Here is a 26,129-nt window from a genome sequence, read left to right as displayed (position 1 = left end):
GCGGCTTGATTGGCGTCAAGCATGGCGCGGGGCGGGCGGCCGTCTGCGGCGCGCCGTTTTTCCTCACGAAACGATTGCGCGCGGCGGCATGCCGGAAAACGCAGAAAACCTGCGTTTAGCCGCCGGTCCCCCTTGCGAAGCGCCGCCATTCGGGCGACACTCAGCGAACGGACGCCGCCGCCCGAGGAAAACGGCGAGCAACCAAAACAAAAATCAGGAGACAAGCATGACCAGACAGGAAGCCTTCGCGCGCTCGCGCGCGACTTCACGTTCCATTTCCCGCCGGCTGGTGCTGGCTGCCGTCGGCGCGCTGATCGCCGCCACGGCCATCCTGCCCGGCAGCGCCGGCGCCCAGGAATATCCGAGCAAGCCGGTGCGCATCATCGTTCCCTTCGCCGCCGGCGGACCGGCCGACGTCTACGCCCGCTTCATCGCCCAGCGCCTGCAGGACGCGCTCAAGCAATCCTTCGTGGTCGAGGATCGCCCCGGCGGCGGTTCGCTGATCGGCACCGAGGCGGTGGCCAAGAGCGCGCCGGACGGCTATACCCTGCTGATGATGTCCAACACCCATACGGTGAACGAGTCGCTGTTCGCCGCCAGCGCCAAGCCCTACCAGCTGATGCGAGACTTCGCGCCGGTGGCGCCGATCAACTACTCCGACCTAGTGCTGGTGGCCCGCCCCGGCCTGCAGGTGAACAACCTGGGCGACCTGGTGAAGCTGGCCAAGGCCAAGCCCGGCACGCTCACCTATGCCTCCTCCGGACCCGGCACGCCTTACCACATGGCCGGCGAACTGTTCAAGGCGATGACCGGCACCAGCATCCTGCACGTGCCGTACAAGGGCAGCTCCGGCGCACGCACCGATGTGCTCGGCGGCCAGGTCGACATGATGTTCGATGCCGTGCCGACCATGGTGGATTTCATCCGCAGCGGCAAGGTGAAGGCCCTGGGCACCAGCGGCAAGGCGAAGTCCACCGTGATGCCGGAACTGCCGACCATCGCCGAAGCCGGCGTGCCGAATTATGAAGCGGTGATCTGGCTCGGCATCATGGCGCCGGCCAATACGCCGCCCGCCATCGTCAACAAGCTCAATGCCGAGATCAACAAGATCGCCGTCGATCCGGAAGTGGTGTCGGCCTGGGGCAAGAAGGGCGCGATCGCGATGAAGATGACGCCGGCGGAATTTGGCAAGTTCATGAATGACGACATTGCCAAGTGGGCCCAGATCGTGAAGATTTCCGGCGCCAAGCCGGACCAGTAAGCGATGCGGTTCGTCCTGCAGATCAACGGCGACCCGCGTGAGGTCGAAGCGGAGGAAGACGTGCGTCTGCTCGACCTGCTGCGCGACACCCTCAAGCTCAAGGGCGCGCGCTTCGGCTGCGGCAGCAATGCCTGCGGCGCCTGCTATGTCTTGATCGACGGCCAGGCGGTGGCCTCCTGCGACACGCCGCTGTGGGCGGCGGCCGGCAAGGACATCGTCACGGTGGAGGGGCTGGGCAGCGAGACGGCGCCGCATCCGCTGCAGCAAGCCTTCATCGATCAGCAGGCGGCCCAATGCGGCTACTGCACCTCTGGCATGCTGGTCTCGGCGGCGGCGCTCCTGCGGCGCAATCCGCATCCCGATGAGCAGGAAGTGCGCGAAGCGCTGGACCGCAACCTGTGCCGCTGCGGCAGCCACAACCGCATCGTGCGCGCCGTGATGCAGGCGGCGGAGCAGGGGAACGCATCGTGAACATGGCCTACGTCATCGCCACGCAGGGAGCGGATGCCGGCAAGGCGGCGCTGCCCGGCAGCCTGCAGGTCAACCGCCGGCTCGATCAATGGCTGCGCTTCCGTCCCGGGGGATATGTCGACGTTACATCGGGCAAGGTGGAACTGGGCCAGGGCATCCTGACGGCGCTGGCGCAAATCGTGGCGGAAGAACTCGACCTGCGCCTGGACCAGGTGCGCATGCTGCCCGCCAGCACCGACCGCAGCCCGAACGAGGCGGTGACCTCCGGCAGCCTGTCGGTGCAGGAGTCGGGCATGGCGCTGCGCCAGGCATGCGCCGAGGCGCGCCGGATCATGCTGGAAGCGGCCGCGGCGAGACTGGGGGCCGATCCGCCGTCGCTGCAGATTCGCGAAGGCGTGGTCGACGATGGCAGCGGCCGCTCGCTCAGCTACTGGGAACTGGCGGACGACGCCCTGCTGGCCCGCGAAGCCGATGGCCGGGCAAGTCCGAAGGCGGGCGCGGATTACCGCATGGTGGGCGCGCCGGCATCGCGCCTCGACCTGCCCGACAAGGTGTTCGGCAACCCGCGCTTCATCCATGACATCGAATTGCCCGGCCTGCTGCATGCGGCCATGGTGCGGGCGCCTTCCGTCTCCGCGCGCTTGGCCAGCCTCGGCGACCTGCCGGAAAAATTCGCCGGGGCCAGCGTGGTGCGGGACGGCTCGCTGCTGGCCGTGCTGGCGCCGACGCGTCGGCTGGCGGAGCAGGCGGCCAGCGCGCTGGCGGAGCGGGCCGAATGGCGTGTGCCGGAAGACACGCCGCCCATGCCGGCGGAGAACGATCTGGAGGCGTGGCTGAAGTCGCAGCCGGCCGACACCAAGGTGGTGGACAGCCGCCGGCCGGCGGACGGCCGAACGCATGCCGCCCATAGAAGTTTCCACGCCGCCTACGTCAAGCCCTTCATCGCCCATGCCTCGATCGGACCGTCCTGCGCGCTGGCGCTGTTCGAAGAGGGCGTGCTCACGGTCTGGAGCCACAGCCAGGGCATCTACAACCTGCGCAAGGACCTGGCGCTGGCGCTGCGCATGGACGAGCAGGACATCGTGGTGCGGCATGCGGAAGGCGCCGGCTGCTACGGCCACAACGGCGCCGACGATGTCGCCTTCGATGCCGCCTGGCTGGCGCTGGCGCGGCCCGGCACGCCGATCCGGGTGGTGTGGTCGCGCGCCGACGAGCTGTCGGCCGCGCCCTTCGGCCCGGCGATGGCGGTGGAACTCCGGGCGGATGTCGATGCGCATGGCCGCATCGTCGCCTGGCGCCAGGAAGTCTGGAGCAACGGCCACAGCACCCGGCCCGGGCGCGCCGCCACGCCGGCGCTGCTCGGCAGCTGGCAGCTGGCCCAGCCCTTCGCGCCGCCGGCGCCGATCAATGCGCCGCTGGCGGCCGGCGGGGGCTCCGAGCGCAACGCCGTTCCCTCGTATGACTTCCCGAGCTGGGACGTGATCAACCACCGCGTGTTGACCACGCCCATTCGGACCTCGGCCCTCCGGGCGCTGGGTGCGGTAGCGAACGTCTTCGCCGCCGAAAGCTTCATCGACGAGATGGCGCGCGAACTCGACGTCGATGCGATCGCGTTCCGGCTGCGGCATGTGAGCGACGAGCGCGCGCGGGCAGTGATAAAGGCGGCTGCGGAAGCCGCCGGCCTCGGTATCGACTCGCCGCGCGCCGAAGGCGAGGGTTGGGGCTTCGCCTGGGCGCGCTACAAGAACACCAGCGCCTATTGCGCGGTGGCGGCCCAGGTCGTTGTGGCGGAAGCAGTGCGGGTGCGGCGGCTGTTCATCGCCGCCGACATCGGCACTGTCATCAATCCGGACGGCGCCGTGAACCAGCTGGAAGGGGGAGCGATCCAGGCCGCCAGCATGGCGCTCAAGGAAGCGGTGCGTTTCGAGGGGGGGCGCATCGCCAGCGACAGCTGGGACAACTATCCCATCCTGCGCTTTTCTGAGGTGCCGCAGGTCACGACGCTGCTCATGCCATCGCAGCAGCCACCGCTCGGCGCCGGCGAAGCCTCCCTCGGTCCGACCGTGGCGGCGATCGCCAACGCGGTGCGGGATGCGATCGGGTTGCGCCCGACATCGCTGCCGCTGACGGCGGAACGGCTGGCGGCCATGGCGCTGGCCGCAGACTGATGCGTCGCTAAGGCAATCGGCTGCGGGCGGACGCCCAGCCGCTGCCTGCTCGCAGCCCGCCGCCTGCTTCTGGCGGGCACTGCCGGCGAACCGAGATGCAACCAGGCATCGCCCGGTTTGAGCCGTCTCAATCTTCCTGTCGCCGCAGCCTGATGCAATTCATCGACGGGCATTGATCGCGGGGGAAAAGCGCCGAACTGTCGATTTATTAACAGCGGTCAAAACAGTTAACCCGACGCACTGCACCATACGTCCTGTCAGGCATCGGTCGGACGCGACCAGCATTGCATGGGAGGACTATGGCTTCATACACGCTTCAAGTTTCAAGGATGGCGCGCCGCTTCGCCTGCGGCGCGCTGCTGTGCTGCCTGCTGCCGGCAGCCTTCGCCTTCACCTTCGAGGACGTCGCCGCACGGGCCAAAAAATTGGCGGCTTCGCCTTACGCGCCGCCGGAAAAGAATCTGCCGCGCTCGCTGGCCAACCTCGACTACGACCAGCTGCGCGACATCCGCTTCGATCCGGCCAAGGCCCTGTGGCGCAACAACCGGCTGCCGTTCGAGATCGCCTTCTTCCACCAGGGCCGGTCCTTCGACACGCCGGTGCGCATCAACGAGATCGTTGGCAAGACGGCGCACGAGATCCGCTTCGATCCGAAGCTGTTCAACTACGGCGCCAACAACCTTCCGGCCAAGGATCTGGCCGAGCTTGGCTATGCCGGCTTCCGGGTGCATTATCCGATCAACACGCTGGCCTACAAGGACGAAGTGCTGACCTTCCAGGGCGCCAGCTATTTCCGGGCGCTCGGCAAGGGCCAGTTGTACGGCCTCTCGGCGCGCGGGCTGGCGGTGGATACGGCCCTGTCGTCGGGCGAGGAATTTCCCCAGTTCACCGAGTTTTGGGTCGAGCGCCCGGGGCCGACGGAAAAGCAGCTGACCATTTACGCATTGCTCGATTCGCGCCGCGTGGCCGGCGCCTACCGCTTCGTCCTGCGGCCCGGCATCGACACCGTGATCGACGTCAAGGCCCAGCTCTACCTGCGCGAAAACGTGACCAAGCTCGGCATCGCGCCGCTTACCAGCATGTACTTCTTTGGGGAAAACCAGCGCTCCCAGGTCGAGGACTACCGGCCGGAAGTGCATGACTCCGACGGATTGTCGATCCATTCGGGAACCGGCGAGTGGATCTGGCGTCCATTGGTCAACCCGAAGCGGCTGCTGGTGACGTCGTACGCATTGACGAACCCGGCCGGCTTCGGCCTGATGCAGCGCGACCGGCGCTTCGCCGACTACGAGGATCTGGAAGCGCGCTACGAAATGCGGCCCAGCGTCTGGATCGAGCCGAAGGGCCAGTGGGGCGCCGGACGGGTGGAGCTGGTGCAGATCCCGACCCCGGACGAAACCAACGACAACATCGTTGCCTACTGGGTGCCGGATGCGCCGCCCAAGCCGGGCGCGCCGCTCGACATCGAGTATCGCCTGCTGTGGCAGAAGGAAGTCGAGCGGCGTCCGCCGTCGTCCTGGACCACGCAGACCCGGCGCGGCCACGGCTGGGTACGCAAGCCGGACGACACCATCGCGCTGATGGTGGACTTCGAGGGCCCGGCGCTGAAGAAGCTGCCGGTCGATGCCACGCTGCTGCCGGTGGTGAGCGCCGATCCCAACGGCAAGATTCTGGAAACCAATGTCATCCGCAACGAGGTCAATGGCGGGTGGCGCATGACGGTGAAGCTGAAGCGCGTCGACGAGAAAAAGCCGGTCGAACTGCGCGGTTATCTCAGCACCGACAACACAACCTTATCGGAAACGTGGAGCTACATACTTTCACCGGAATGAACGCGCAGCCGGCATCGTCCGAGAAGGTGGTCCAGCAGGCGCGACTGATGTGCCGGCGCTACCTGGATCGCCTGCCGCTGGCGCAAGCGCAGCGCGCCGAGTTCGAGGCGCGCCTGCACGGCGCCGAGCCGGAACAGGCGCTGGCCGACCTGCACAATCTGCTGGCCGGCGGCGATGCGACGCCGTCGAATCCCGCCTACGGCTCCATCATGAAGCGGCTGCAGCTGGCTTACGGCCGGCGCGCGCCGGATCGGCGGGAGCCGGGCAACGTGCGCCACCTGGATATCGAGCGGCGCAAGCAGGCGCGCATGCAGTTCACGCCGCCGATCAATCGCAGTTCCATGGTGCCGGTGCCGTGGGGCACCTTGAATCCGCTGCAGCGCTGGATGGAACAGCGCCGGCGCAGCAAGACCGACTGGGTGCCGCGCAAGCCCCAGCCTCAGCGCCAGGCCTGGCCGGCGGATGCGCCGGTGACGGCCGACCGGGAACGCGACGACGCGCCGCATCCGCGCGGTCAGTGGCGCCTGATCGGCACCATCCGTCGCTTCATGCTGCTGGCGCTGATGCTGGCGCAGACAGTGGTGGCGACCTGGTTCATGAGCCAGGTGCTGCCTTACCAGGGCAAGGCGTTCAGCGAGATGGCGCTGCTGGCGCTGTTCGCGCTGCTGTTCTGCTGGGTATCGGCCGGCTTCTGGACGGCGCTGGCCGGCTTTCTCGTGCTGGCGCGCGGCAAGGACCGCTTCGCCATCGCCAGCCATGTCGATCCGGCGGCGGCCATCCCGCCGGAGGCCCGCACCGCGATCGTCATGCCGATCTGCAACGAGGATGTGGCGCGGGTGATGGCCGGCCTGCGCGCCACCTATGAATCGCTGGCCCGCACCGGCGACCTGAAGAGATTCGACTTCTTCCTCCTGAGCGACAGCAGCGGCGGCGACGTGCGGGCCGCCGAGCTGTCGGCCTGGGCCGAGCTGTGCAAGGCCGTGGATGGCTTCGGCCGCATCTTCTACCGGCACCGCAAGCGCCGCGTCAAGCGCAAGAGCGGCAACATCGATGACTTCTGCCGCCGCTGGGGCAGCGACTACCGCTACATGATCGTGCTCGATGCCGACAGCGTGATGAGCGGCGACTGCCTCACCCGCCTGGTGCGGCTGATGGAAGCCCATCCCGGCGCCGGCATCATCCAGACGCTGCCGGTGGCGGCCGGGCGCGACACGCTCTACGCCCGCATCCAGCAGTTCGCCTCGCGCGTCTACGGGCCGCTGTTCACCGCCGGGCTGCACTACTGGCAGCTGGGCGAATCGCACTACTGGGGCCACAATGCCATCCTGCGCCTGGAGCCCTTGATGCGACATTGCGCGCTGTCGCCGCTGCCGGGGCGGGGCTCGCTCGCCGGGGAGATCCTCTCGCACGACTTCGTCGAGGCCGCCCTGATGCGGCGCGCCGGCTGGGGCGTGTGGATCGCCTACGACCTGCCGGGCAGCTACGAGGAGATGCCGCCCAACCTGCTGGACGAGTTGAAGCGGGACCGGCGCTGGTGCCATGGCAACCTGATGAACTTTCGCCTGCTCACCGCGCGCGGCATGCATCCGGTGCACCGGGCGGTGTTCATCACCGGCGTCATGGCTTACCTGTCGGCGCCGCTGTGGGCGCTGTTCCTGGCGCTGTCGACCGGCATGCTGGCGCTGCACACCCTGACGGTGCCCGAGTACTTCGTCGAGCCGCGCCAGCTGTTCCCGATCTGGCCGCAATGGCATCCGGAAAAGGCCCTGGCGCTGTTCTCCGCCACCGCCACGCTGCTGTTCCTGCCCAAGCTGCTGTCGGTGCTGCTGATCTGCGCGCGCGGCGCGCGCGAGTTCGGCGGCGCGCTGCGGCTGTGCGCCGGCATGCTGCTCGAAATGCTGTTCTCCATGCTGCTGGCGCCGGTGCGCATGCTGTTCCATACCCGCTTCGTCATCGGCGCTTTCCTCGGATGGGCTCTCCACTGGAAGTCGCCGCCGCGCGCCGACTCCGAGACCGGCTGGCGCGAAGCGCTGGAAAAGCACGGCTGGATGATGCTGCTCGGTCTGGCCTGGGGTGCCGGCGTCTACTGGCTCAATCCGTCCTTCGTCTGGTGGCTGCTGCCGATCGCCGGCGGATTGTTCCTGTCGGCGCCGGTGTCGGTGCTGTCGAGCCGCGTCTCGCTCGGACGCTGGTTCCGTCGCGGCAGGCTGTTCACCATTCCGGAGGAGCTGACGCCGCCGCCGGAACTGCAGGCCAGCGCCGCCCACCATGCGCAGACGCCGGAGCCGCCCGGCTTCAGCGGCGCGGTGGCCGACCCGGTCCTCAATGCGCTCGCCTGCGCCGCCGGCCATGCCGCCGATCCGGCGCGCGCCCAGCGCGGCTTCGCCCGGGCGCTGGCGCTGGGCGGGCCAGACGAACTCGACGACCAGCACAAGAACGCGCTGCTGGACGACCCGGTGACCCTGTCGCAGCTGCACCTGCATGCCTGGGCCACGCCGCAGACGCTGGCGCGCTGGGAAGCGGACAAACCGGGGCCGGCTTCCTGCCAGGCGGGCTAAGGTCCAAGCCGGTCCATGGCATCATGGCGCAAGGAGGACTCCATGACGGACAACAAGACCAGGGCAGCGCCCTTGACCGCCATCGTCGCGGCCGACGCCGCGCCTCGCACGAAACCATCCAACTATCCCGAGCCCTTCGCCTCGCGCATGGCCGGCCGCGAGAAGCGGCCGCTCGGCGACCTGTTCGGCCTGACCAACTTCGGCGTCAACCTGACCCGGCTCGCGCCCGGCGCGGTGTCGGCGCTGCGCCACGCCCATACCCGCCAGGACGAGTTCGTCTACATCCTCGAAGGCACGCCGATGCTGGTGACGGACGAAGGCGAAACGCCGCTGCGGCCGGGCATGTGCGCCGGCTTTCGCGCCGGCAGCGGCAACGGGCATCAGCTGGTGAATCGTTCCGGCGCCGACGTGCTGTATCTGGAGGTCGGCGACAGAACGCCGGGCGATGCCGCCACCTATCCCGACGACGATCTCCAGGCGCAGCTGGTGGAAGGCAAGTGGCGCTTCCTGCGCAAGGACGGCACGCCGTATTGATTTCCAGTGTCGCCTAGTGCAGCACCCGGCGCGCGTCGTGGTCGCGGCACCATGTCGCGAATTGCGCGCCGGTGAGCGGCCGGCTGAACAGGTAGCCCTGGCCATGGTCGCACTCGCGCTGCCGCAGCAGGTCGAGCGCCTGCTCGCTCTCGATGCCTTCCGCCACCACTTCCGTGCCCAGCCTCTTGCCGAGGGTAATCACGGCATCGGCGATGGCCAGCGAATGCGGATCGTCGCTGATGCGGCGCACGAAGGACTGGTCCACCTTCAGTTTGTCGATCGGGATTTGCGACAGGTAACCGAGGCATGAATAGCCGGTGCCGAAGTCGTCGAGCGTGATCCGCACGCCAAGCTCTTTCAGGCCGGCCAGCGTGCGCGCCGCCTGCTCCACCTGCTTCATCACTGTCGCCTCGGTGACCTCCAGTTCGACGCAGGCCGGATCGATGCCCGCTCCCGCCAGCATTTCCGCCACCCGCCTGCGGAAATGCTTGGCCCGGAACTGAACCGGCGACACATTGACGGCGATGCGCAGCGGCGGCAGGCCCTGCCGCCGCCATGCGTCATGCTGGCGGCAGGCTTCGGCGAGCACCCAGTCGCCGATCTGGTGGATCAGGCCGCTGGTCTCGGCGGCGGCGATGAATTCGGCCGGCGGCAGCGATGGCGCGTCCTCCTGCTTCCAGCGCACCAGCGCCTCGGCGCCGACGACGCGCATGCTGCGCGTATCCAGCACCGGCTGGTAGGCCAGTTCGAATTCGCCGCGCCGCAGCGCCTCGCGCAGGCGCTGCTCCAGCATGAATGCATGCTCGGCGTGGTCGTTGATTTCCGCCGTGAAGAACTGGAAGTTGTTCCGTCCGGCGCCCTTGGCGTGGTACATGGCGGCATCCGCATGCCGGATCAGGGTGTCGATGTCGCGGCCGTCGGCCGGATACAGGCTGATGCCGATGCTGGGCGAGGTTGCCAGTTCCAGCTCGCCGATGCGGCAGGGCTGGCCGAGGGACTGCAGAAGGTGCGCGGCCGTGTGGGTGACGTCGGCCTCGGTCTGCATGTCGGTAAGGATGGCGATGAATTCATCGCCGCCGAGGCGGCCCACCACGTCGCTGGCCCGCACCGCCGCTTTCAGCCGCCGCGCCACTTCCTGCAGCATGCGGTCTCCGGTTTCATGGCCATAGGTGTCGTTGATCGGCTTGAAGCGGTCGAGGTCGAAGAACAGCATTGCCACCTTGCGGTCGGCGCGGCTGGCCGCCACCAGGGCGTGCGCGCCCAGTTCGTAGATCAGCGCGCGGTTCGGCAGGCCGGTGAGCGGATCGTGGCGCGCCGCATGGATGATCCTCTCCTCCGCTTCCTTGCGCCGGGTGATGTCGGCGACGAAGGTCACGGCAAGCGGACCGGAGGGCGTGTCCGCCATGCCGAGGCTGGCCTCCGCCGCGATCAGGCGGCCATGCTTGTCCCGCGCCTTCACTTCCCGGACCTGCGATGTGTAGCCGGTGCGCGACGCGGCAAAGAAGGCTTCCAGGTCCTGCGGCTGCAGTTCCGGCAAGCCTTCCGGCACGAGCACCCAGACCGGCCTGCCGATCAACTCTTCCGGCGCATATCCGAAGAGGCGGCGCACCGCTTCGTTGGCAAAGCGTATCAGGCCGTCCTGGCCGACACCGAGCGCAGCCTGGGTCGTTGCCTGCAGCAGGGCCCGCATGGTCTGCTCGCTCTCCTGCAGCGAGCGCATCAGGCAACCGGCCTTGCGCTCGGCGCGCTCGAGCATGCCGCCCATCAGGCTCATGAAGGAACAGATGAAGGAAAACACCACCAGCACGGCCCTGTCCTCGGTCGATGCCACCGCGAATGAATAGCGTGGCTCCATGAGGAAGAAGGCGCCGATGCCGAGCGAGGTCACGGTGGCCAGCACCGCCGGCCGCCAGCCGCCAAAGACGACGCAGATCATGACCGGCGGAATCAGCAGGCCGAGCGGCGCCCGGAACCCGAGGTAGGTGCGCGCCGCATACTGGGCGAAGGCGAAGGGCAGGACGATCAGCACCGCCATGGCGAAGCTCCGGAGCGGGCTGTCGCCGGTGCCGCGAAACCAGTTGGATGAATGCATGGAGGGCCGAGTCCGATCTATCGATTAACAGATCACAATCTCGACTTCCGGTTCCAGGGATGGCGTCGCGGTTGCAAAAGTCCTGCGAGCCCGCAAATCCGGGCTTCCATGAAATCAGTCATGTTCCGGCGGGTTGTGCAATATGTCATCGTGCCAGCGTGTTCACCCCTGGAGATGCGCCATGTCCGACGACCAGCCCCAATTGATCCCGACAGATGCGGAAATCGAGCGGCTTCGCGCCGAGAACGCCATGCTGAGAGCGCGTTTGGAAGAAAGCGATAAGGTGGCCTAGGCCAGCCAAGTGGCTGATCTGCTGGTGCTGACCAGCCTTCGCGAAGAGGTTGAAACGCTGCGTCGGGTGCTTCGGCCTGAACGCCGGCTGCCGGCCTTCGGCAAATGAAGCGGATGCTGGCAGCAGAAAATATGGGCGAAAAAAAGCCCGCTGGCCTTTCGGTTCGCGGGCTGAATCCAATTCAAGAGATTGGAGGAGACAGTTCTTAATATACTGCATCGCAGCATTCCGTGCAATATGTTTTTGCGTTGACGTCATGATTTTTCTGTAAAGCGCAAAAAAGCCACGTTTTCAGCCGGCGCACCGAGCGGACCGGAAGTAAGTCCTTGAAATCGCAACAAAAGCCGCGGAAATCAGTATGGCTCGGCCTGCTGATGCGGAACGGCGATTCACTCGCAGTGCGCTTGCGGCATGGGTTTCGCGCCCGCGCCGGTAACGGATACTTCCTACTCAGAGCAGTGTTTTGACGCCGTCGTTGTGCGCCGCATCAGCTCTTCCGGAACAGGGGAGCGTCGATTCCGCTGCCGTTCTCGATAAACCCCGCAGGGGCCGGTACACCAGGACGGCGGCGGCCGCCGAAGCGAACAGGTGCTTCAGCGTATGTCCGCTCACCATGCCGGTCGCCTGCAGCAGTTCGTGGTCATGCATTTCCGTCAGCTTGGCCAGGGCATAGAGCAGCAGGGCGGCGCCGGCGAGCCATCTATCGCCGCGCGGCGCCCGGTAGATTCCCTGCCAGAGAGAAATCAGCAGCATCGGCGCCGCCTGCAGCAGCAGATAGGGCCGGAGATCGCCGGCGCCAAAGCCTTCGGTCACCTGCCACCAGCCGACGCTGGCTGCCGCCGCGAGCGACAGCCAGAGGCAATCGCGGCCGGCATCCGCGCCCGGCACGCATTCGGCCCGGACCGCGGCCAGCAGCCCGGCACAGGCCAGCGCGATCGGCAGTCTGTCCCACACCAGCCGGCTATTGTCGGGCGCGAGATGATAGAAGGCCGAGCCGCAGGCGGTCAGCAGCAGGGCGGCAAGGAAAAGCCGATACCCCGGCCAGGCTGGCGCAAGCTCGGCTTCGCGGCGGCGCGGCGAGAGCCGGCGCCAGCCCCATAGAGCGATCAGGGCGAACCCGGCATTCGACAGCACATCGGCGGCATGCGGCATACCGAGGAACCGGGAGACGTCGGCGAAGCGATGATAATCCGGCCATTGTGAAATCGGCCCATGCGCCAGCATCGCCAGGATAACGCTCGCGAGGAGGAGCGACGGCAGCCAGGCCAGCGGCCGCCGGGCGGGATGGAAAGGGTCCATGCTGAAACTCCGTGTCGGATGAAGGAGCTTCCAGCATGCCGGGGTGCCGGCGCACGGTCGACGCCTTCCGGCGAGGTGGCCGTATTGCCCACCGCCGGTACTTCGCCGCGATACCAACCGCGGGCGCGACAGGCTTGCGGGCGAACCAAAGCGCGGCGGCACAGCCTAACCTGTTCGAGTCGCTGCCACATCCACGATGCATTCCCTCTTTCCCGCACAGCGCTTCCTGCCCGATCTTCGTCCGGATGGGCGGCCCGCCACCGAATGGGTGATGCCGGCGCCCCAGCTTGCCCGGCGCGATTACTGCCGTACCTTCAAGCGGCTGCCGCCCGGGATGCCGGACTGCCTGGAAGTCAGCGTCGCGCATTCGCCCGAGGGAACGGAGCGCAGCACCGCCGCCATCTACGACCGCAAGGCCTATCTCATCCACTATGAATTCCTGCCCAGCCGAAGGAGCGTGAAAACGCAGGGCTGAGCGCAAGGCGCGGTGCTTCAAACGCTTAACCAGCATCAACATATGCATGGAATCCATACCTATACTGAGTCCAGCGGTCGGCATCGAATGCCGGCTTTCCGGTCCCAGATTGGATGTGAATACATGACGCGATACCTGATGCTCCCGGTTTCCCTTTTTCTGCTCGCCGGCTGCGGCACGCCCGGCATCTATGCCTGGCAAAAGGAAGGCGCCGCCAAGGAAGAACTGAGGGCGGATGCCACCAATTGCCGCGAGATGGCATTCGCCGCGTATGGCGCCAACCTGCCGAAGATGGTCGACCACTACAAGAGCTGCATGGTCAGCCGCGGCTGGCGCAAGGATGGCGCTGCCAAACCGGCGCAGGGCTGAGGCGGCCGGGCAGGCCGGCTGAACAAAAGGCCCGGTCCTCCGCTCCAATGAAGACAACCTCAATGGCTTCATGGAGGACATCATGCGTCGTCTCCTAGCCGCAGCCGTCGTGCTGCTCTGCCTTGCTCCCGCCGCACAGGCACAAGCCTGGTCTGCCGGTTCAACGTCATCTTCCTTGGTCGAGGTCCGGCACCGGCCGGGCCATATCAACGTCAAGCCGCCATTGCGCCGCTGTCCCGACGGCACGGTGCACAGTAACACCGCCCGGGGCTGCAAGGGCCATATGCGACGGGTGCGGCGGCACTGACACTGAGATCCAACCTTCGCTGTTTCAGCCGAGTGCCATGGCCTCCGGCCTTGGCCTGACGGCATGCCGGCCCTTGCGCGCCGAAGGCGGGAATTGGACAAGCCGGGACGCGGCCCGTATAATTTGTTTAGGTACCTAAGCAAATTGCCGGCGCCCGTCGCCATGCGGGACGCCCGGCCGCCCGCATCCTGTTCCGATACAGGATGCGCGAGCCAAGACGTCAATAAATCAAGAGGAGACAAGCAATGGCCAAGCTTCAGCTTTCGGTCGCCATGGGCGACTACGACCGCACGCGCGCGCTGCTCGACGGCAGCGTGCAGATCGACGGCGTCGATCCGGTCTACATGACCGCCTCGCCGGAAGAGATCTTCTTCCGCGCCTTCCGCAACGTCGAGTTCGACATCAGCGAGATGTCTTTCTCCAGCTACCTCGTCAAGCACTCGAAGGGCGAGAGCCCCTACATCGCGGTGCCGGTCTTTCTCTCGCGCGCCTTCCGCCACACCTCGATTTACGTGCGCAAGGATCGCATCAAGCGGCCGGAAGACCTCAAGGGCTGCCGCATCGGCGTGCCGGAGTATCAGCTCACCGCCATCGTCTGGGCCCGGTCCATCCTGCAGGACGATTACGGCGTGCGGCCGGAAGACGTGACCTGGGTGCGCGGCGGCATCGACGAGCCGGGCCGTCCGGAAAAGATCAAGCTGCAGCTGCCGGCCGACGTGCGCCTGGAAAGCGCGCCGGAAGGCGACACGATTTCCGCCATGCTCGACCGCGGCGACATCGACGGCTTCATCGCCCCGCGCCCGCCGGGCGGCGCCGCGGCGAAGAATCCGAATGTCGGCTGGCTGTTCGACGACCCGACGGCGGTGGCGAAGGATTACTACAAGCGCACCGGCGTGTTCCCCATCATGCATGTGGTCGGCGTGCGCAAGGAATTGGCGGCCCAGCATCCGTGGCTGCCGGGCGCGGTGCTGAAGGCCTTCGAGCAGTCCAAGGCGGCCGCGCTGGAGAAGCTGAGCGACACGTCCGCCACCAAGGTGACCCTGCCCTTCGTCGAGGAGCAGCTCAAGGCCGCGCGCGAGACCATGGGCAGCGACTTCTGGTCCTACGGCGTGGCGGCCAACCGCAAGACCCTGGAAACCTTCGTGCGCCATCATCATTCGCAGGGCTTGTCGGCGCGGCTGATGAACGTGGAGGAGCTGTTCCATCCCGCTACCTACGAATCATTCAAGATTTGAGCGTGAAATCTTCCCGGCCTGGCCGGGAAGGAATCTAGATGCCGCCTTTTGACTGCGCCGGAGCCAGCCGGCGGCTATTTCAAAGAAGGCGGACGGACATCAATGGCAACTCTCGACTCGGTATCATTCGCGCTGCTGAGCGCTTTCATCGCTGCCTTTCTGGCGGGCGGCATCGTCAAGGGCACGCTTGGCGTCGGCCTGCCACTGGTCACCGTGCCGCTGCTGTCGCTGGTGATGCCAAGCCCTATTGCGATCAGCCTGGTGTCCATACCGGTGCTCGCTTCCAACCTTTGGCAGGCCTATGACAGCGGCGTTTCGCTTGCCAGTTTGCGCCGCTTCGCGCCGCTGATGCTGGCGCTGGCGACCGCCACCTTGATCACCGTGCCGATGACGCTGGCCATGCCGGTCGCCACCCTCAACGCCATGCTGGCTGGCGCGGTGCTGCTGGCGGTGGCGCTGATGGCCTTGAAGCCGCGCTTCGACGTCGCGCCGCGCTGGGAACGGGTGGCAAGCTTCTTCGTTGGCGGCATCTCCGGCATCCTCGGCGGCATCTCGTCGCTGACCGGCCCGATCATCATCAGCTACCTGACGGCGCTGCGCCTGCAGCGGGAAGAATTCGTGGCGGTGGTCAGCGCCATCTACCTTTGCAGCGCCATTCCGCTGTACGGCTCGATGGCGTTGTACGGGCGGCTCGGTGCAGGCGAGATCGGCTGGTCGCTGGCCAGCCTGATTCCGATGGCGCTCGGCCTGAGCATCGGCAAATGGCTGCGCGGCCGCCTGAGCGAGGAATGGTTCCGCCGCAGCCTGCTGCTGTTCCTGAGCGCGGTGGCGATCACCCTGCTGTTCAAGGGCATGACGGCGCCGGCGTCTGCTTGAGCAAATGATGGGCGAAGCGACCGCCCGCATCCCGTTGTGCGAACGGGAGCACCGAGGCTTTATTGAACGCCGGGGGCCGCCGCATGCCCGGCTGTGCGGCGAACCTATTCAGGCATGAGGGTGGACTGCGCCAGCCGGCGCAGGGAATTCAGCGCCGGAAACCGCCTTCCGCCCAGGTGATGGCGCTCTGGCGCGTCAGCTTGAAATTCGGCGCGACGCGCATCTGTGCTATCTGCTCGCCGTTGCCGTCGAGCGCCGTGAGCAGGGCGTAGGGATCGTCCTCGTCCGGCACGATGTCGAGGTTGACCGTCAGGTAATCATCGCCGTGCGAGATGTTGATGCTCTTGTGCAGGCTGGCGTGCAGTTGCTGCTCGTGGCGGCGCAGCACCTCGCTGGCGGTCTTCACCAGGGTGGAGAATGCCGCCGCGTCCAGCGGCTTCGGGTTCTTCTTGTCCCGGCCCATGGTCCAGGGACCGACCAGCGCCGGCTCCGCTTCGCCATCCTTGATCATCGCCACCGCCCAACCCTCATCGTCTTCGTTCTTGATCACGCGCGCGGTCCAGCCGTCGTCATGCCAGAGGCGGTCTTCCTGTATGCGCGGATTGGCTTCGTCTTCATGAACTTCCGTCGTCGCTTGGTCTTCCTGCATGGCTTGGCTTTCCTCGGTATGTGTCGCTTCCTCGGCGGCCTGGGCATCCTGCTGCTCCAGGTCGGCGAAAAGATCTGGCGTGTACTGGTCCATCATGGGGTGTGCTGTGGGTGGATGGGCGAGCGGTCCCGTCCGGAGGGAAGGGTTGGTGGGATTATACTGGATGGATGTACAGTTTTTGAAGAGGCTTTTGCCTACGGAGCGCGTGGTAATGCGCGGAGGCCGAAAAGGCGTTGTCTTGAAGGTCCGCGCAGCGGACCTTGGGGTGCCCGGAAGAGGAGCTCGGCCACGTTCCGCGGCCCCGGCCGGGCTGGCAGGCCCGGCCTTTCGAGTCCTCGCGCGAAGCCCGCAGGGGCTTCGCTTTCTGGGCACAAATAGAAAAAGGTCCGCGATCGCGGACCTTTTTTGTATGACTGGTGCCCAGAAGAGGACTCGAACCTCCACGCCTCGCGGCACAGCGACCTCAACGCTGCGCGTCTACCAATTCCGCCATCTGGGCTTGCGTCGTCGCTTGCAATGTCGTGGTGCCCAGGAGAGGACTCGAACCTCCACAGTGTTGCCACCGCTAGGACCTGAACCTAGTGCGTCTACCAATTCCGCCACCTGGGCAGAACACCGCGCATTGCTGTTTGCGAGAGGCGCGAATCATAACTGATACCGACCCATGCGGCAAGCGGAAACGGAAATTAAATTGGTGCCAGGCAGTTTTGCGGAGAAATTCTTCGCCGCGCCGCACGGGTGCCGGAGCCGCCGCTCCAGCGGCAAGGACGGCAGGTTTATCGATATTGCGACTCAATCTAACAAGATCACGGGGAAACTTGATAAGCTTGCGCCCGTTTTCGGCACGGCAGCGGCAGTCCCCTTGACCGTGTCCGTTCCGCTCATCACCTTCGATAGGACTCCCATCATGTTCAGCAAGCTGCTCACCACGCTGGCCGTCTGCGCCTCGACGCTGCTCGCCGCCGGCCACGCCGCCGCGGCCGACCGCCCGCTCGAGATCGGTTACCTGCCCATCCTGCCAATGTCCCAGCTGTTCGTCGCGCTGGAATCGGACACTTTGCAGAAGAAGGGCGCGCCCGCGCCCAAGCTGGTGCCGTTCCAGAGCGGGCCGGCGCTGACCCAGGCGCTGGTCTCCGGGCAGCTCGACGTGGCCTATGTCGGCATCGGCCCGGCGCTGGTGGCGAGATCCAAGGGCGCCGACATCAAGGTGCTGGCATCCAACATCGTCGAACAGGTGAACGTGATCGCGCTCGGCCCGCTGGCTTCCTATTTCGCCTCAGGCGATCCGGCCACCGCCTTTGCCCGCTTCGCCAAGGACCACAACCGCAAGCCGACCATCGCCAGCTATCCGAAAGGCGCCGTACCCGAGACCGCCTTCCAGTACTGGATCCGCGAAAGGCTGAAGGTGGACCCGGGCGCCATCAACCTGATCTACCAGGGCGAAGCGCAGATCCAGCAATCGCTGACCACCGGCGCCATCGACGGCGCGGTGGCGCTGGAGCCGACGGTGAGCGTGGTGCTGAGCAAGCTGCCGGATGCGCGCGTGGTGGCGCAGGGCAGCGCCATGTTTCCGCGCCAGCCGGGGGCGGTGCTGCTGGCGCGCGAGAAGCTGATCAAGGAACAGCCGGAGGCGGTGCAGCAGATCGTGAACGCCCATGTCGATGCCACCCGCCTGCTGCGCGACAACCCGGCCAAGGCGGCCGGCTACGTCCAGAAATACGTTGCCGGCGGCCGCCTCGACAAGGCGCTGGTGGAGAAGGCCATCCGCCGCTCGCATGACCAGTTCGTCGCCAACCCCTATGTCATCATCGGACCGACGCGCGATCTGCAGAAGTACCAGGCCGAGCTCGGCACGTTGGACAGCGCCGCGGTGACGGTCGAGCAATTGTTCGACATGCGCTTCTTCGACAAGGCGCCGAAATAATGTCTGCTGCCACCGGCTCCACCGGCACGGCTTCGCCGGCCGCCGCGCCGGCCTGGCATCGCCGCGGCAGCCGTTTCAGCCCGGCGCGCATGGTTTACGGCGCGGCCGGCATCGCCCTGTTCGTGGCGCTGTGGAAGGCTGCCATCGCCTGGAACTGGGTGCCGCCCAATACCTTGCCGGATCCCTTCCTGCTGCCCGCCTCGGCCTTGCAGGAGTGGACCTCCGGCCGCATGCTGCCGGCCATCGCATCCAGCCTGCTGCATTACTTCTGGGGGCTGGGCATGGGCACCGCCTGCGGCGTCGCCATCGGTCTGGCCGCAGCCACCGTGCGCCGCTTCGACATGCTGCAGGCTTACCTGGCCCGCATCCTGCGCCCGATTCCGCCATTGGCCTGGGTGGTGTTCGCCATCGCCTGGTTCAAGGTCAGCCACGCCGGCGCCGCTTTCGTCATTGCCATCGGCGTGTTCTGGATCAATTACTTCGCTACCTACAGCGCCGTGCGCAACATCGATCCGCGTTTCTATGAACTGGCGCGCGCTTTCGGCCATGGCCGCTACGCCGCGCAGATGCTGAGCGTGACGCTGCCGGCGATGGCGCCCGGCGCGCTGGCCGGCATGCGCGCCGGCCTCGGCCAGGCCTGGATGACGCTGATCGCGGCCGAACTGCTCGGCGTGCCGGGCATGGGCCAGGAGATGAATGCCGCCGCCGGCGTCGGCGCCTATGATGCGGTGGTGGTGTACATGCTGGCGATCTCGCTGCTGTACAGCGTTACCGACGTGATCTACATGCTGCTGGAAAAGAAGGTGCTGCGTTGGCGTCCATAGTTGAGTTCACCGGCCTGTCTTATACCCATCCCGGTGCGCCGGCGCCGGTCATCGATGATCTCTCCCTCGCCATCGAGGCAGGCAGCTTCGTGGCCATCGTCGGCGGCTCCGGCGTCGGCAAGACCACGCTGCTGCGCATGGCGGCCGGCCTGGTGCAGCCGGGCGGCGGCAGCGTCAGCCTGCGCGGCGCCCACCGGCCCGACGCGCGCAAGAGCGCGGTGGTGTTCCAGGACAGCCGGCTGATGCCGTGGCGCACCGTCGACGACAACGTCGGCTACGGCCTGGAGGGCCTGCCGCTGTCGAAGCAGGAGAAGCGCCGCCGAATCGGCGAGGCGCTGGAGCAGACCGGCCTGGCCCACCTCGGCCGGCGCTGGCCGCATGAACTCTCGGGCGGCCAGGCGCAGCGCGTCGGCATCGCGCGGGCGCTGGCGGTCAAGCCCGACCTGCTGCTGATGGACGAGCCCTTCAGCGCGGTGGATGCCGTCACCCGGCGCAAGCTGCAGGCGGAGCTGGTGCAGGTGTGGCAGCGCTCCGGCGCGGCGGTGCTGTTCGTCACCCATGACATCGAAGAAGCGGTGTTCCTCGCCGATGAAGTCATCGTCCTCGGCGGGCATCCGGCCAACATCGCCGGCCGGCACCCGATCGATTTTCCGCGGCCGCGCGACTGGACCGATCCCGCCTTCATGAAAACCGTCGCGGCCATTGCCCATCAACTCGAACATGGCTGACACCCTCAAACTCCTGATCCATGCGCCAACCGAAGGCGCCCTGCAGCGCGCCCGGCGCAATGCCGCCAACCTGCTCAAGGCCGCGCCCGACGCCGAGGTGGAAATCGTCATCAACGCCGGCGCCGTGGCCGCCGCGCTGAGCCAGTCCGATCCTGCCGATGCCTGGCTGGTGGTATGCGGCAATACCCTCACCGCGACGCAGGCACAAGCGCGTCCGGGCATGCGGGTCGTGCCGGCAGCGGTGCTGCACATCGCCCGGCGCCAAGCCGAGGGCTGGGCTTACATGCGCGCCTGAGGCGCCGCATCGCCAGCGCCTTGCTTCCCCGGCGGAAAGCCGCGGCGGGACGGTAGAATCAAGCCAGCCTCGTCTTGCTTTACCTGACATTCCCATGGAAGACCGCCCCGACTACCGCCCCTGGCAGCCGCCGCCCTTCGCTGTCGCCGTTCTCGACAGCGACGAAACCCTGGCCGATTCGCTCTGCCAGGCGCTGCGGGACCAGGGCTTCGCCGCCACTGCCTTTTACGATATCGATGTTCTGGCCCAGGCAATTTCGGAAAGTCGCTTCGACGCCTATGTGCTGGATTATCTGGCCGACTGGCAGCCGAATTCGCCCCGGCTGGAGGAGATCGTTGCCGCCATCCTTGCAGGCACGCCCGACGCGCCGGTCTTCGTCCTTGGCAACCAGACTCGTCCGGAGAACGTCGAGCCGCTGGCCGGCATTCTCATGCGCCACCGGGTGCGCTACCTGGTGCGGCCGCTCGCAACGCCTTACCTGGTGAAGCGGATCGGCGAGGCAATCGCGAAGCGGGCAGGGCTGTAGCGAGCCGGGAATGCAATGGCCGGGCAGGCAGCATCCCGTGGAGGGTTCAGGGTTCAGGCCGCCTGCTCATCTTCGACAACGGCAGCGGTCCGGCGTTGGCGCAAGGCCGTTAAAATCGTGCTTCCGCGTGAAGCGCCATTTGCTGAACAGTCCAAGCCATGCCGATCAACTACCTTGCCCGTCTCACGGCCCAGCAAAGAACGGCGGCCGCCAACCTGCATCTGGGCGTCATGCTCGCCTTTGTCGCCGGCGCACTCAACGCCGGCGGCTTCCTCGCCATCGGCCAATACACCTCGCACATGACAGGCATCGTCTCGGCGGCGGCGGATAATCTCGTGCTTGGCCATGCCGGACTAACGATCGCGGCCGGACTGTCCCTGTTTTCCTTCATGGCGGGGGCGGGCGCCACGGCTTGGCTGGTCAACTTCGCCCGGCGCAGCGCGGCGAAGAACATCTATTCGGTGCCGTTGCGGCTGGAAGCCGGCCTGCTTTTGCTGTTCGGCTTGTTCGGCGCCAGGCTACCGGTGCGCGAGATGGGCGGCGTTTCCCTGATCGCCGTCCTGCTGTGCTTCACCATGGGGTTGCAAAATGCGCTGGTGACGAAGATATCCAATGCCGAAATACGGACGACACACGTCACCGGCCTGATCACCGATATCGGCATCGAGCTTGGCAAGCTGGTGTACTGGAACCGGGATCGCAGCGTTGCCGCCAGCGTGGTGCTGGCCAATCGCACCCGCCTTCGGGTCCATGGCGCATTGGCGCTGTCTTTTTTCGTTGGCGGGGTCGCGGGCGCCTTCGGTTTCAAGACCCTGGGCTTTGCCTCTGCCATCCTGCTGGCCGTCCCCCTGATCGCCATGTCGCTGGCACCCGTGCTTCAGGCGTCGGCACGGAGCTGATGCGTCAGATATCGCTGCTTTTCATCGGCACTTGAATCGTTGCAGATGCCCTGTCGTGCAGCTAAATTGGTTCAGGCCTGGCCTAGCTGGCCGGTACAGCGGCATGGGTCCGCCGGCTTGGGTGTCATAGCGCCGCCAGTCTGGCACTGCAGACAAAAGCGCCAGGTCGCGGTGCTGCTTTTTGACGGAATGCCAATGAATCTGTAACGAGAAGTAAATTACCGTATGGAAATATTACTCGGAGGAACTTAGGAACTAAAACTTTCTCATAGGAATCCTTGCCTGGAAGAATTACAGGCGCTTCAAAGGATTTCAATGCAAAAGCTTCATCGTCTTTCGATCCCGTCGACCCTGAGCTCACTATGCGCCGCCATGCTGCTGGCTGCTTGTGGAGGAGGTTCCTCCAGTCCGACCGCTTCCAGCGCCTCCACCGCCGATTCGGCACAGGCTGGCGCCGTTGCTGCCAGCGAGGGTAACGCCGCAGCGTCTTCCCCCGATACTTCCAGCATGCCGAGCGCGCAACCAGCGCCGATCGCCGTGGCGCCTGCGCCGGTTGGCGGTCAAGCCACGCCTTCCCCGTCTGCACCAGCGCCAGCCCCTGCACCAGCACAGGCCCCCGCACCTGCACCTGCACCTGCACCTGCGCCGAGCACGCAGCCTTCCGCCAAGACGATCTTCGGCGCCAGCAGCTTCTGGTACCAGCAGATTCCCGCCAATGCGCCGCTGCATGCCAACTCGGCCGGCTTCGCCGCCGACTTCCAGCGCCAGATACAGTCGTACTACGGCAATGTGACGATCAACACCGATTCCTACGCCAGCCCCGTCTATGTGGCCGACGCCAGCACGCCGACGGTCAAGGTGTCGTTCTGGGATTGCCAGGGCAAGGGCTATGTCGACCAGGCGCTGCAAGCGCAGTGGGCGCAGGTGCCGATTCCGTCGTATGCGCAGCCGTCGGACGGCACCGATGGCGAGATGACGGTCTATCAACCCTCCACCGACACGGTCTGGGAGTTCTGGCAGACCCGCAAGGTGAATGGCCAGTGGCAGGCCTGCTGGGGTGGCCGGATGACGAATGCGTCGAAGAGCGATGGCCGCTTCGCCAATTCCTACGGCACCACCGCCACCGGCTTGCCTTTCCTCGGCGGCCAGATCAGCGCCGAGGAATTGCAGGCCGGCGAAATCGGCCATGCGATCGGCATCGCGCTGGTGGAACCGAAGGCCTACCCCGCGCTCTCGTGGCCGGCCAGCCGCACCGACGGCTTCTACACCGGCGCCAACGCCATCGCCGAAGGGCAGCGCTTCTTCCTCGACAAGTCGGTGAACGTGGATGCGCTCAATATCCACCCGGTGGCGAAAACCATCGCCAGGGCGGCGCAGAAATACGGCTTCGTGGTGTGGGACAAGGCGGGGGCGCTCTCGCTTCGCGTGAACAATCCGAAGGGCTACACCGCCATGGGCAAGGCCGATCCGTACGACGCCCTGTTCAACGGCACCCAGCCCTACGCCATTCTGAACGGCTTCCCCTGGGACAAGCTGCGCTTCCTGCCGATGGATTACGGCAAGCCCTAAGCGCCTCGACACGCGCCGCACGCATGCGGCGCGGTCGCGGTCTCCTGTTGCCGCATGGGCGCGGGAGACCGCTTCAGCAGAGGCATGAGCGAGGCGCCGTGGCGCGCCTCGCTTTCATGTCGCTCCTCATCACTTCGGATAAAGCTGGTAGATCGCTCCGGCAAAATCGTCGGAGATCAGCAGATTGCCTTTTGCGTCGGCAATCACATCCACCGGACGGCCCCAGACATCGCGCTCCTCCGGGTCGGTGACGAAGCCGCTGACCAGGTCCATCTCCGCGCCGGTATTGCCCGCTGCATCGAAGGGAAAGTAGGTCACTTTGTAGCCTGCGTTCAGGCTGGTGCAGTTCCAGCAGCCATGCTGCGCCACTGCCGCCCCGGCACGATATGCGGCAGGCACCGAGCTCGACTGCAGAAAGCTGAAGCCGAGCGGCGCCGAATGGGCGCGCATCCCCTTGGCGGACCGTTCCACCACGGCGCAATTCAATGCGGCGCCGGCGCGATTGAGCTGGTAATCCGGTTCCAGCGCGAGCCCGCTCATGGCGGGATTCGCGATCGCATTGCAGAACGGCCAGCCGTAGTTGGCCCCATCGCGTACCGAAGTGAACAGCTCGGGCGGATTGTTGTCGACATAGGCCGGCAGCAATTCGCCAATGTCGCTGGCGCCATCGCCGTCGATGTCCACATCCGTCGGCACCAGGACATTGTCCCGATTGTTGACTGTCACCCACAGCGTGCCGGTGCCCGGAATGAAGTCCAGCCCTTCGGCATTGCGCAAGCCCCGGGCGAACAGTCTGCGCTGCGTGCCGTCCGCCGCATGCTGGTAGATTGCCCCTCGCACCGGATCGCTGACGGTATCTTCCGTACATGCATTGCAGGTCGATGCCACCGAAACGTATAGCTTGTGGTCGGGGGACAAGGCGATGTTCTTGAGTTCGTGTCCGTAATTGCCTTGCAACTCGGGCGAAGAATTGTCGGGAAGGTTGTCGACGACGGTTACCCGCTCGCCGCTAAGGGTCTCCGCGCTTCGATAGACGGATCGCGTGACGCGGTTCGATTCGGCCACGTACAGATAAGTGACTCCGTCGATGGCGTGAAACACCATGTCATGGGGATTGCGCAGCCCCGTTGCATAGTCGAAAGCTTGTGGCGGCTCATCGGCGCGTTCGCGCAGCAATACGATTTTTCCCTCGCCTGGCACCGATACCAGCACGTCGCCGTTTGGCGCGAGCGCCATGAAGCGCGCGCCCGCCACGCGCGCCCAGACGCGAATACCGAAACCCGGCGGCACGGTCAGATCTTTCGCTTCATTGAAGGGTGCTTCTGCGAGCGCATCCCGCACTTCGAGCGGCACGACCACTGACGCCGGGGCAGCTTGTTGCCGCGATGTCGCGGCATTCGGTTCAGCGGATGACGCTCCAGTATTGGCGGAGCCACCGCCACCGCCTCCGCCGCAATTGACGAGCAGCGCTGCGCCCAGCATGAGCGACAGCAGTCTCAAAGAGATGCTGCACCCGATGAATCCAAGGAAGTGTTTCACATCATGCTTATGAAGTTCGCAATACCCAATGGAGTCCGGCCCAAAAGTTTGGTTCAACCCGATCCGCGCGGTGTACGGATCGACAACGAGCAACGATGGGCCTAGAGCATCGTCGCCTCCAGTTCGCCGGCATCGGCCACTTCCTTGATGATGTCGATCAGCGCCTGCATTTCCGGCGCCGGCAGGTCGTCGGTGCGGGTCAGCAGGCCGATGGAGCGCATGCGCTGCGCGGACGCCGGGCCGCCCGGACGCGCGGCCAGCGGCAGCTTGACCAGGAAGCCGCTGCGAAGATCGTTGACGACCGCGCTCCACGGCACGAACCAGATGGCGTCGCTGTCGTGGGTATAGGTGCGCCCGAAGGAGACCGAGAGCGTCTCTATCGATTGCGCCGCCGTGGCGATGCCTTCCTCCACCGCGAAGGTGTCCGCCACATGACGGATGAAGGTGCCGCGGCTGGGCAGTACCGCCGGATAGTCGCCGACTTGTTTCGGATCGACGGCGGCGGCGCCGAGCAAGGGATGACCCGGCCTTACCACCACGATCAGCGGGTCGGCGTACAGGTGCTCGAAGGAGATGCCGACCATGCGCTTCGGATCGAGATGGCGGCCGAGCATGATGTCGAGCTTGCGGTCGCGCAGATCGCTCAGCAGGTCGGCATTGCGGCCGGTCTGCAGGTTCACCTGTATGTCGCCGGTGTGCGCAACGAAGCGCTGCAGCACAGCCGGCAGGAAGGAAGGGGCCAAGGTGGGCGGGGCGCCGAGCGAGATGACCGAACGGGCATGGCTGCGAACCCGCGTCATCGACTCCACCCCCTGCTGCATGGCGCTCACGCTTGCCGCGGCGTAGCGGAAGAAGGTCTGCGCCTCGGGCGTGAGCGTCGCATTCTTGCGGCCGCGCTCGAACAGCCGTACCTGCAGCAGTTCCTCAAGTTCCTTGAGCGTCTTGGAGACCGCCGGCTGAGTGATCGATAGGGAAGCGGCTGCCTTCTGCAGGCTGCGCTGCTGTGCCACCGCCAGAAAGCACTGCAGGTGCCGGAATTTCACGCCGCTGTTAACCATGTTTCCCTCTTTGCATAACCATTTGTGCCGTCAAGGCATAAAAAATATCACTTTACGTAATTTTCATCATCGATTAACTTTGTTCCGTTTCGCAGAACCACGTTCCGGAATCCGGCAGCCGGCGAATGAAGTCGTTGCTCCGTTCGCCTTTGCCGCCCGGGCGGAGCGTGCTGCGTTGCAAAGCACGGCTGGCACCGATCTGGCCATCCTTCGGCCGCCAGCCCGAAGACAGGCAGCAGACCCGTACAAGAAGGAGACACCATGGGTAAAGAGTCGCACTACAACAGCAAGAAGGACCGCGTGTTCCTGCGCGCCATCGCCGGCCCCTACAACCTGAAGGCCGAGCTCG

At 66.0% G+C, this 26,129-nt stretch carries 23 protein-coding genes and 2 tRNA genes; 17 read left to right on the top strand and 8 right to left on the bottom strand.

From position 1 onward, the window contains the following. The first annotated feature begins 226 nt into the window (after positions 1-226). From CHB88_RS18920 to CHB88_RS18895, 6 genes are all read left to right on the top strand, one after another. Positions 227-1,261, top strand: a complete 1,035-nt coding sequence (locus tag CHB88_RS18920) for a tripartite tricarboxylate transporter substrate binding protein (protein ID WP_089400914.1) — start codon at positions 227-229, stop codon at positions 1,259-1,261. 3 nt (positions 1,262-1,264) lie between these two features. Further along, on the top strand, positions 1,265-1,732 hold the full coding sequence (locus CHB88_RS18915; protein WP_089400913.1) for a (2Fe-2S)-binding protein: 468 nt from the start codon (positions 1,265-1,267) through the stop codon (positions 1,730-1,732). Between the two features lie 2 nt (positions 1,733-1,734). Next, positions 1,735-3,900, top strand: coding sequence for a xanthine dehydrogenase family protein molybdopterin-binding subunit (locus CHB88_RS18910; protein WP_089400912.1), 2,166 nt, complete (start codon positions 1,735-1,737; stop codon positions 3,898-3,900). Positions 3,901-4,199: 299 nt separating this feature from the next. Further along, entirely contained in the window at positions 4,200-5,732 is a 1,533-nt protein-coding gene (locus tag CHB88_RS18905; protein ID WP_425436130.1) for a glucan biosynthesis protein G, read from the top strand. Beyond that, positions 5,705-8,290, top strand: coding sequence for a glucans biosynthesis glucosyltransferase MdoH (gene mdoH, locus CHB88_RS18900; protein ID WP_089400910.1), 2,586 nt, complete (start codon positions 5,705-5,707; stop codon positions 8,288-8,290). Before CHB88_RS18905 ends, mdoH begins: the two co-directional genes overlap by 28 nt. 42 nt (positions 8,291-8,332) lie before the next feature. After that, entirely contained in the window at positions 8,333-8,824 is a 492-nt protein-coding gene (locus tag CHB88_RS18895; RefSeq protein ID WP_089400909.1) for a cupin domain-containing protein, read from the top strand. A 13-nt stretch (positions 8,825-8,837) separates the two neighbouring features. Here CHB88_RS18895 and CHB88_RS18890 read toward each other — a convergent pair whose 3' ends face one another. From CHB88_RS18890 to CHB88_RS18885, 3 genes are all read right to left on the bottom strand, one after another. Next, positions 8,838-10,916, bottom strand: coding sequence for a putative bifunctional diguanylate cyclase/phosphodiesterase (locus CHB88_RS18890; RefSeq protein ID WP_089400908.1), 2,079 nt, complete (start codon positions 10,914-10,916; stop codon positions 8,838-8,840). Positions 10,917-11,061: 145 nt separating this feature from the next. Next, complete coding sequence (locus tag CHB88_RS24745) at positions 11,062-11,466, bottom strand: hypothetical protein (RefSeq protein ID WP_143131362.1); 405 nt, start codon at positions 11,464-11,466, stop codon at positions 11,062-11,064. A 192-nt stretch (positions 11,467-11,658) separates the two neighbouring features. Further along, positions 11,659-12,507 carry a hypothetical protein gene (locus CHB88_RS18885; protein ID WP_089400907.1) on the bottom strand — a complete coding sequence of 283 codons (849 nt, stop codon included), beginning with the start codon at positions 12,505-12,507 and terminating at the stop codon, positions 11,659-11,661. Between the two features lie 196 nt (positions 12,508-12,703). Between CHB88_RS18885 and CHB88_RS18880 the strand changes: the two genes are divergently transcribed. The 4 genes from CHB88_RS18880 to CHB88_RS18865 all read left to right on the top strand — a co-directional run bounded on the left by CHB88_RS18880 (position 12,704) and on the right by CHB88_RS18865 (position 15,769). Next, complete coding sequence (locus tag CHB88_RS18880; RefSeq protein ID WP_089400906.1) at positions 12,704-12,982, top strand: hypothetical protein; 279 nt, start codon at positions 12,704-12,706, stop codon at positions 12,980-12,982. Between the two features lie 123 nt (positions 12,983-13,105). After that, positions 13,106-13,351, top strand: a complete 246-nt coding sequence (locus CHB88_RS18875) for a hypothetical protein (protein WP_089400905.1) — start codon at positions 13,106-13,108, stop codon at positions 13,349-13,351. 552 nt (positions 13,352-13,903) lie between these two features. Continuing rightward, entirely contained in the window at positions 13,904-14,893 is a 990-nt protein-coding gene (locus CHB88_RS18870; RefSeq protein WP_089400904.1) for a substrate-binding domain-containing protein, read from the top strand. A 102-nt stretch (positions 14,894-14,995) separates the two neighbouring features. After that, positions 14,996-15,769, top strand: a complete 774-nt coding sequence (locus tag CHB88_RS18865) for a sulfite exporter TauE/SafE family protein (RefSeq protein ID WP_089400903.1) — start codon at positions 14,996-14,998, stop codon at positions 15,767-15,769. A 148-nt stretch (positions 15,770-15,917) separates the two neighbouring features. Here the strand turns inward: CHB88_RS18865 and CHB88_RS18860 are convergent, their stop codons facing one another. The 3 genes from CHB88_RS18860 to CHB88_RS18850 form a co-directional block, all read right to left on the bottom strand. Beyond that, positions 15,918-16,418: an SH3 domain-containing protein gene (locus CHB88_RS18860; RefSeq protein ID WP_089400992.1), complete on the bottom strand. Its 501-nt coding sequence runs from the start codon at positions 16,416-16,418 to the stop codon at positions 15,918-15,920. A gap of 414 nt (positions 16,419-16,832) precedes the next feature. Then, positions 16,833-16,917 (bottom strand) — tRNA-Leu (locus CHB88_RS18855). Positions 16,918-16,940: 23 nt separating this feature from the next. Continuing rightward, positions 16,941-17,027, bottom strand: a tRNA-Leu gene (locus tag CHB88_RS18850). A 298-nt stretch (positions 17,028-17,325) separates the two neighbouring features. On the opposite strand from CHB88_RS18850, the gene CHB88_RS18845 reads away from it, so the two are divergent. The 7 genes from CHB88_RS18845 to CHB88_RS25240 all read left to right on the top strand — a co-directional run bounded on the left by CHB88_RS18845 (position 17,326) and on the right by CHB88_RS25240 (position 23,183). After that, a complete protein-coding gene (locus CHB88_RS18845) occupies positions 17,326-18,342 on the top strand; it encodes an ABC transporter substrate-binding protein (RefSeq protein WP_089400991.1) in 1,017 nt (338 codons plus the stop codon). An 89-nt stretch (positions 18,343-18,431) separates the two neighbouring features. Beyond that, on the top strand, positions 18,432-19,166 hold the full coding sequence (locus tag CHB88_RS18840; RefSeq protein WP_089400990.1) for an ABC transporter permease: 735 nt from the start codon (positions 18,432-18,434) through the stop codon (positions 19,164-19,166). Beyond that, the gene (locus CHB88_RS18835) at positions 19,154-19,894 is read left to right on the top strand and encodes an ABC transporter ATP-binding protein (RefSeq protein ID WP_089400902.1); all 741 of its coding nucleotides are present in this window, start codon (positions 19,154-19,156) and stop codon (positions 19,892-19,894) included. Before CHB88_RS18840 ends, CHB88_RS18835 begins: the two co-directional genes overlap by 13 nt. Further along, a complete protein-coding gene (locus tag CHB88_RS18830; protein WP_089400901.1) occupies positions 19,887-20,189 on the top strand; it encodes a DsrE family protein in 303 nt (100 codons plus the stop codon). Before CHB88_RS18835 ends, CHB88_RS18830 begins: the two co-directional genes overlap by 8 nt. 94 nt (positions 20,190-20,283) lie before the next feature. After that, a complete protein-coding gene (locus tag CHB88_RS18825) occupies positions 20,284-20,715 on the top strand; it encodes a DNA-binding transcriptional response regulator (protein ID WP_089400900.1) in 432 nt (143 codons plus the stop codon). A gap of 158 nt (positions 20,716-20,873) precedes the next feature. Beyond that, the gene (locus CHB88_RS18820) at positions 20,874-21,614 is read left to right on the top strand and encodes a YoaK family protein (protein ID WP_089400899.1); all 741 of its coding nucleotides are present in this window, start codon (positions 20,874-20,876) and stop codon (positions 21,612-21,614) included. Between the two features lie 315 nt (positions 21,615-21,929). Continuing rightward, on the top strand, positions 21,930-23,183 hold the full coding sequence (locus CHB88_RS25240; RefSeq protein WP_176442551.1) for a DUF4124 domain-containing protein: 1,254 nt from the start codon (positions 21,930-21,932) through the stop codon (positions 23,181-23,183). A gap of 129 nt (positions 23,184-23,312) precedes the next feature. Here the strand turns inward: CHB88_RS25240 and CHB88_RS18810 are convergent, their stop codons facing one another. Both CHB88_RS18810 and pcaQ read right to left on the bottom strand, forming a co-directional pair. Next, complete coding sequence (locus tag CHB88_RS18810) at positions 23,313-24,815, bottom strand: PQQ-dependent sugar dehydrogenase (RefSeq protein ID WP_143131360.1); 1,503 nt, start codon at positions 24,813-24,815, stop codon at positions 23,313-23,315. Between the two features lie 8 nt (positions 24,816-24,823). Next, the gene (gene pcaQ, locus CHB88_RS18805) at positions 24,824-25,780 is read right to left on the bottom strand and encodes a pca operon transcription factor PcaQ (protein WP_089400896.1); all 957 of its coding nucleotides are present in this window, start codon (positions 25,778-25,780) and stop codon (positions 24,824-24,826) included. Positions 25,781-26,129: the final 349 nt, after the last annotated feature.

Origin of the sequence: Noviherbaspirillum humi, assembly GCF_900188095.1 — a bacterium.
GTDB lineage: Bacteria > Pseudomonadota > Gammaproteobacteria > Burkholderiales > Burkholderiaceae_D > Noviherbaspirillum > Noviherbaspirillum humi.
This window is presented reverse-complemented; position numbering and strand designations above follow the sequence as displayed.

Bases quoted from the DNA above. Each gene is read 5' to 3' on its own strand.
- CHB88_RS18920 (WP_089400914.1), top strand. From the start codon at position 227: ATGACCAGACAGGAAGCCTTCGCGCGCTCGCGCGCGACTTCACGTTCC.
- CHB88_RS18915 (WP_089400913.1), top strand. From the start codon at position 1,265: ATGCGGTTCGTCCTGCAGATCAACGGCGACCCGCGTGAGGTCGAAGCG.
- CHB88_RS18910 (WP_089400912.1), top strand. From the start codon at position 1,735: ATGGCCTACGTCATCGCCACGCAGGGAGCGGATGCCGGCAAGGCGGCG.
- CHB88_RS18905 (WP_425436130.1), top strand. From the start codon at position 4,200: ATGGCTTCATACACGCTTCAAGTTTCAAGGATGGCGCGCCGCTTCGCC.
- CHB88_RS18895 (WP_089400909.1), top strand. From the start codon at position 8,333: ATGACGGACAACAAGACCAGGGCAGCGCCCTTGACCGCCATCGTCGCG.
- CHB88_RS18890 (WP_089400908.1), bottom strand. From the start codon at position 10,916: ATGCATTCATCCAACTGGTTTCGCGGCACCGGCGACAGCCCGCTCCGG.
- CHB88_RS24745 (WP_143131362.1), bottom strand. From the start codon at position 11,466: ATGACGTCAACGCAAAAACATATTGCACGGAATGCTGCGATGCAGTAT.
- CHB88_RS18885 (WP_089400907.1), bottom strand. From the start codon at position 12,507: ATGGACCCTTTCCATCCCGCCCGGCGGCCGCTGGCCTGGCTGCCGTCG.
- CHB88_RS18880 (WP_089400906.1), top strand. From the start codon at position 12,704: ATGCATTCCCTCTTTCCCGCACAGCGCTTCCTGCCCGATCTTCGTCCG.
- CHB88_RS18875 (WP_089400905.1), top strand. From the start codon at position 13,106: ATGACGCGATACCTGATGCTCCCGGTTTCCCTTTTTCTGCTCGCCGGC.
- CHB88_RS18870 (WP_089400904.1), top strand. From the start codon at position 13,904: ATGGCCAAGCTTCAGCTTTCGGTCGCCATGGGCGACTACGACCGCACG.
- CHB88_RS18865 (WP_089400903.1), top strand. From the start codon at position 14,996: ATGGCAACTCTCGACTCGGTATCATTCGCGCTGCTGAGCGCTTTCATC.
- CHB88_RS18860 (WP_089400992.1), bottom strand. From the start codon at position 16,418: ATGCAGGAAGACCAAGCGACGACGGAAGTTCATGAAGACGAAGCCAAT.
- CHB88_RS18845 (WP_089400991.1), top strand. From the start codon at position 17,326: ATGTTCAGCAAGCTGCTCACCACGCTGGCCGTCTGCGCCTCGACGCTG.
- CHB88_RS18840 (WP_089400990.1), top strand. From the start codon at position 18,432: ATGGTTTACGGCGCGGCCGGCATCGCCCTGTTCGTGGCGCTGTGGAAG.
- CHB88_RS18830 (WP_089400901.1), top strand. From the start codon at position 19,887: ATGGCTGACACCCTCAAACTCCTGATCCATGCGCCAACCGAAGGCGCC.
- CHB88_RS18825 (WP_089400900.1), top strand. From the start codon at position 20,284: ATGGAAGACCGCCCCGACTACCGCCCCTGGCAGCCGCCGCCCTTCGCT.
- CHB88_RS18820 (WP_089400899.1), top strand. From the start codon at position 20,874: ATGCCGATCAACTACCTTGCCCGTCTCACGGCCCAGCAAAGAACGGCG.
- CHB88_RS25240 (WP_176442551.1), top strand. From the start codon at position 21,930: ATGCAAAAGCTTCATCGTCTTTCGATCCCGTCGACCCTGAGCTCACTA.
- pcaQ (WP_089400896.1), bottom strand. From the start codon at position 25,780: ATGGTTAACAGCGGCGTGAAATTCCGGCACCTGCAGTGCTTTCTGGCG.